The organism is Kitasatospora putterlickiae, assembly GCF_039527695.1.
In the GTDB taxonomy this organism is placed as follows: domain Bacteria; phylum Actinomycetota; class Actinomycetes; order Streptomycetales; family Streptomycetaceae; genus Kitasatospora; species Kitasatospora putterlickiae.
In genome coordinates, this window is record NZ_BAAAKJ010000027.1 from 50,383 (window position 1) to 55,176 (window position 4,794).

The 4,794-nt window shown below is 73.9% G+C and carries 4 protein-coding genes; 1 reads left to right on the plus strand and 3 read right to left on the minus strand.

Features of this window, described 5'->3' with window-relative positions; genetic code table 11:
- Positions 1-123: 123 nt before the first annotated feature.
- The 3 genes from ABD308_RS03565 to ABD308_RS03575 form a co-directional block, all read right to left on the minus strand.
- Entirely contained in the window at positions 124-798 is a 675-nt protein-coding gene (locus ABD308_RS03565; RefSeq protein WP_344325368.1) for a response regulator, read from the minus strand.
- Between the two features lie 23 nt (positions 799-821).
- The gene (locus ABD308_RS03570; protein WP_344325371.1) at positions 822-2,150 is read right to left on the minus strand and encodes a sensor histidine kinase; all 1,329 of its coding nucleotides are present in this window, start codon (positions 2,148-2,150) and stop codon (positions 822-824) included.
- 84 nt (positions 2,151-2,234) lie between these two features.
- Positions 2,235-2,900 carry a TetR family transcriptional regulator gene (locus tag ABD308_RS03575; protein ID WP_344325374.1) on the minus strand — a complete coding sequence of 222 codons (666 nt, stop codon included), beginning with the start codon at positions 2,898-2,900 and terminating at the stop codon, positions 2,235-2,237.
- Positions 2,901-3,116: 216 nt separating this feature from the next.
- Between ABD308_RS03575 and ABD308_RS03580 the strand changes: the two genes are divergently transcribed.
- Positions 3,117-4,721 carry an MFS transporter gene (locus ABD308_RS03580; RefSeq protein ID WP_344325377.1) on the plus strand — a complete coding sequence of 535 codons (1,605 nt, stop codon included), beginning with the start codon at positions 3,117-3,119 and terminating at the stop codon, positions 4,719-4,721.
- The last annotated feature ends 73 nt before the right edge of the window (positions 4,722-4,794 follow it).

Sequence of the window (4,794 nt, forward strand, 5' to 3'; positions counted from 1 at the left end):
CCCCGCGGACATCACTCCGCGGGGCCAACTGCCGGGTGCTACCCGGGTATCAGGGGGTTTTCCCCCGGGGGAGCGCCCCACCGGCGGCCGGGGGAGCGGCCCCTTGACCCGGGGCCGGGCGGCTCACTGGCCCGGGGTCACCAGGCCGGACTCGTAGGCGAGCACCACCGCCTGGGCGCGGTCGCGCAGGTCGAGCTTGGCCAGGATCCGGCCGATGTGGGTCTTCACGGTCTGCTCGGCGAGGACCAGCCGGGCGGCGATCTCCTGGTTGGACAGGCCGCGGGCGATGAGCTCCAGCACCTCGGTCTCGCGCGGGGTCAGCCCGTTCAGCCGCAGCCCGGGGTCGCGGCGCCGGGCCGGCCTGGTCCGGGCGAAGTCCTCGATCAGCCGCCGGGTCACCGAGGGGGCGAGCAGCGCCTCGCCGGCCGCGACCACCCGGACGGCGGCGATGAGGTCGTCCGGGGGCGCGTCCTTGAGCAGGAAGCCGCTGGCGCCGGCCCGCAGCGCGTCGTAGACGTAGTCGTCCACGTCGAAGGTGGTGAGCATCAGCACCTTGGGGCGGTGCGCGCCGGGCACGGCCGGGTCCAGCAGCCGGCGGGCCGCCTCCAGGCCGTCCATGACGGGCATCCGGACGTCCATCAGCACGACGTCCGGGTGGGTGCGGCCGCTCACCTCCAGGGCCTGGGCGCCGTCCGCGGCGTCCCCCACCACGTCGATGTCGCTCTGCGCGTTGAGCAGGGCGGCGAATCCGGCCCGCACCATCGCCTGGTCGTCGACGATGATCACGCGGATGGTCATACGGTGCTCTCTCCCGGGGCGTTCTACGGTGCGTCCGAACGAGTATCCGACAACGTGCCGAGCGGCAGTACGGCGGCCACCGTGAACCCGCCGTCGGGCAGCGGCCCGGTGTCCAGCCGGCCGTCCAGCAGCCGGACCCGCTCGCGCATGCCGACCAGCCCCTGACCGGTGCCCTCGACCGAGGCCTCCAGCGACTCGGCCCGCTCCGGCGGGGCCGCGTTGACCACGGTGACCAGCAGGGACCCGTCGGCGACGGCCAGCGAGACCCAGGCCGCGGCGCCGGGGGCGTGCCGGACCACGTTGGCCAGCGCCTCCTGGACGATCCGGTACGCGGAGAGGTCGACGGCCGGTGGCAGCGGCTCGTCGACCGCCTCCGGGGCGAGTGTGAGCTCGGCGTGGACGCCCGCCCGGCGGACCGTGTCGACCAGCTGGGCGAGCTGTCCGACGCCCGGCTGCGGCGCCGTCTCGGCGCCCGAATCCTCGCTGCGCAGCACCCCGAGCAGCCGCCGCATCTCGGCCAGCGACTCGCGCGCGGTGCCGGCGATCGCGGTGAACTCCTCGGCGGCCTCGGCCGGGACGCCGGTGATCCGGTACGGCGCGCTGGCCGCCTGCACGGCGATCACCGACATGTGGTGGGCGACCACGTCGTGCAGTTCACGGGCGATCCGGGCGCGCTCCTCCAGCAGGGTGCGCCGCTCGCGCTCGGCCTCGCTGATGTGCTCCTGCTCGGCGAGCAGCCTGCGGGCCTCGGCGCGCTCGCGCAGCGCCCCGCCGAGCACCAGGACGGCGCCGGACAGGGCGGTGCTGAGCAGGCTGTCGTCGCCGCCGAACCCGCTGGTGACACCGAGGACGGAGAGCGCGAGACTCGCGGCGGTGGTGACCAGCCAGACCGCGACCAGGGTGCGCCGGCTCTCGCGCAGGGCGAGCGTCAGCATCAGCAGCAGGTAGCCGACCAGGCCGGGCGGCGGCCACGGCCACGGGCCGTCGACCCCGTCGGGGGCGGCGCCGTCGCCGGTGGCGAGGACCAGCAGCGAGGTCAGCAGGGCGCCGCCGCCGATCATCCACCAGGCGGGCAGCGGCCGGGTGACGGCGAGCAGCAGCGGCACCGTCTGGGTGACCGCGAGGGCGGCGGCCAGGCCCGCGTCCACCCCGTAGTCGTGGACGAGCACCAGGATGCCGGTCGGCAGCAGCGCGGCGATCGCGGCCGCGGCGAGCACGTACGGGAGGAGCCGGATCCAGCGGCGGGGGGCCTGGGCGAGCAGCGGGGTGTGGTCGGCGGACGGGCGGGTGAGCGGGGCGAGCAGCGCGCGCACCGGACCGCCCGGGGCCGGCCCGGTGGGTGGCTTGGTCATCCGGTCAGCCTAGGGAGGTCCGGTGCGGCCGGCGTCCCACCGGGGTCCGGCCTTCGCGTACCACCCAGGTATGAGGAGGGGGGGTCACGACCGCCAGTGGCCGGCCAGGGCCGGGACGAGTTGGTCGAGGTAGCGGTCGATCAGCGCGACCATGCTCTCCGGGCCGTTGTCCTCCTGGTCGGGGCTCCAGGACAGGTGGGCGGCGCGCAGCACACCGCCGAAGGCCGCCGCGAGCACGGCGGGCCGCAGGTCCACGGCCGGGTCGACGCCCTCGCGCTCGGCGATGATCCCGACCAGCACCCGCTCCTGCTCGGTCACCCGGCGCAGGTGGGAGGCGAGCAGGGTGGGGGAGTCCTCGATCATCCGGATCAGCTCCAGCGCGGCCGTCACCGAGCAGGGCCCGGTGTTCCGGAGGTCGGCGCGGTCGCGCCAGGCGCCGACGATCGCGGCGCGCAGCGCCTGGAACGGGGTCTCCTCGGCGGGGCGGGCCCGCAGTAGCTGGATGAAGCGGTCCTCGGCCTCGGCGAGGACGGCGAGGGCGACCTCGTCCTTGTTGGCGAAGTAGCGGAAGAAGGTGCGCTGCGAGACGTCGACGGCGTCGGCGATCTCGTCGACGGTGGTGCGGGCGAAGCCCTGGACGAGGAAGAGCCGGTGGGCCGCCTCGATCAGGGCGTCCCGGGTGCGCTGCTTCTTCCGGGCGCGCAGCCCGGGCTCCTGGACGGGGGCGGGGGGAGCGGGCTGAGCGGCCATGGCGGGGGCCTTCCGGACGGGTGATCGGGCTGCTGGTGTGGAGGCTACTGTAGCGATCTGACAAATGGCAGTCGGGCGCAGAAGTCAGCGTTTGCCGAATGTCAGTGGCTGACATAATCTGCATCGGGTGGCGCCCCCGGGCCGGGCACTCGTGGGGACGGGTAGGCCGGGGCGCCACCTCCGTGTCCGCCCGCAGCCAGCCCCCGGAGGGCCCAGATGAGTCAGTCCCTCACCAAGAGCGCCAAGGCGGACGCCCCGCCGCCGGGCACGTCACCGGGCGGGAGGGGCCTCCAGGGACACCCCTGGCTGACCCTGCTGACCGTCGCCGTCGGCGTGATGATGGTCGCCCTCGACGGCACGATCGTCGCGATCGCCAACCCGGTCATCCAGGCCGACCTCAACGCCGCGCCCTCCGAGATCCAGTGGGTGACCAGCGGCTACCTGCTGGCCCTCGCGGTCTTCCTGATCACCGCCGGCAAGATCGGCGACCGGTTCGGCCACAAGAACACCTTCCTGGTCGGCGCGGTCGGCTTCGCCATCACCTCGGCGGCGATCGGCTTCGCCGGGAACATCCAGACGGTGATCTTCTTCCGCGTCCTCCAGGGCCTGTTCGGCGCGCTGCTCCAGCCCGCCGCGCTCGGCCTGCTGCGCGGGGCCTTCCCGGCCGAGAAGCTCAACATGGCGATCGGCATCTGGGGCGGCGTCATCGGCGCCTCCACCGCGGCCGGCCCGATCGTCGGCGGCCTGCTGGTCGAGCACGTCAACTGGGAGTCGGTGTTCTTCATCAACATCCCGGTCGGCCTGATCGCGCTGGCCCTCGGCCTGTGGATCCTCAAGGACGTGCGGGCCGAGAACGCCGCCAAGTCCTTCGACATCCCCGGCATCGTGCTGCTCTCGGCGGCGATGTTCGCGCTGGTCTTCGGCATCATCAAGGCCCCCGAGTGGGGCTGGGGCGACGTCTCCACGCTGGTCTTCCTCGGTGGCGCGGTCGTGCTGATGACCGCCTTCGCGTTCTGGCAGCGGGCGGCCAGGGAGCCGCTGATCCCGCTCAGCCTGTTCCGTTCGCTGCCGCTGTCGGCCGGCACCCTGCTGATGGTGCTGATGGCCTTCTCGTTCTTCGGCGCGATCTTCTTCGTCACCTTCTACCTGCAGAACGTGCACGGCATGTCGCCGGTCCAGGCGGGCGTCCACCTGCTGCCGATGACGGGCATGATGATCATCGGATCGCCGCTGGCGGGCATCGCGATCGGCAAGCTGGGCCCGCGGATCCCGATCGTGGCCGGCATGCTGATCACCACCGTCGCGATGTTCGGCATGTCCACCCTGGACGCCGGATCCGGCAACGGCGCGATGGCGCTCTGGTTCGTGCTGATGGGCCTGGGCATCAGCCCGGTCATGGTCGGTGCCACCGAGGTCATCGTCGGCAACGCGCCGCTGGAGCTCTCCGGCGTGGCCGGCGGCCTCCAGCAGTCCGCGATGCAGGTCGGCGGCAGCCTCGGCACCGCCGTGCTGGGCGCGCTGATGGCCGCCCGGGTCACCGACACGCTGCCCGGCGAGTGGGCCGAGGCCGGCCTGCCGCCGGTGGACCCGGCGCAGGCCGAGGGCCTCAACCAGGCCGCCCAGCTCGGCATCGCCCCGCCCGCCCCGGCCGGCACCCCGCAGCAGGTGGTCGACGCGATGGCCGGGGCCGTCCACGAGTCCTTCGTCAGCGGCATGTCGCTGGCCTTCGCGGTCGCCTCGGTGGTCGCCTTCGCGGCCGCCGTGCTCGGCCTCCTCACCCGCCGGGGAACGACGGACGCCGGCCCCGCCGTGCACATCTGACCCACCACCACGCCGTGTGCGAGGTGATGCCGCTGGGCTTCGGCGGGCTGCGCGCGGAGGGCGGGGCGTTCTC

What these genes read in the sequence shown, in the direction of transcription:
- ABD308_RS03565 (WP_344325368.1), bottom strand. Translation starts at nt 798, where the DNA reads ATGACCATCCGCGTGATCATCGTCGACGACCAGGCGATGGTGCGGGCC.
- ABD308_RS03570 (WP_344325371.1), bottom strand. Translation starts at nt 2,150, where the DNA reads ATGACCAAGCCACCCACCGGGCCGGCCCCGGGCGGTCCGGTGCGCGCG.
- ABD308_RS03575 (WP_344325374.1), bottom strand. Translation starts at nt 2,900, where the DNA reads ATGGCCGCTCAGCCCGCTCCCCCCGCCCCCGTCCAGGAGCCCGGGCTG.
- ABD308_RS03580 (WP_344325377.1), top strand. Translation starts at nt 3,117, where the DNA reads ATGAGTCAGTCCCTCACCAAGAGCGCCAAGGCGGACGCCCCGCCGCCG.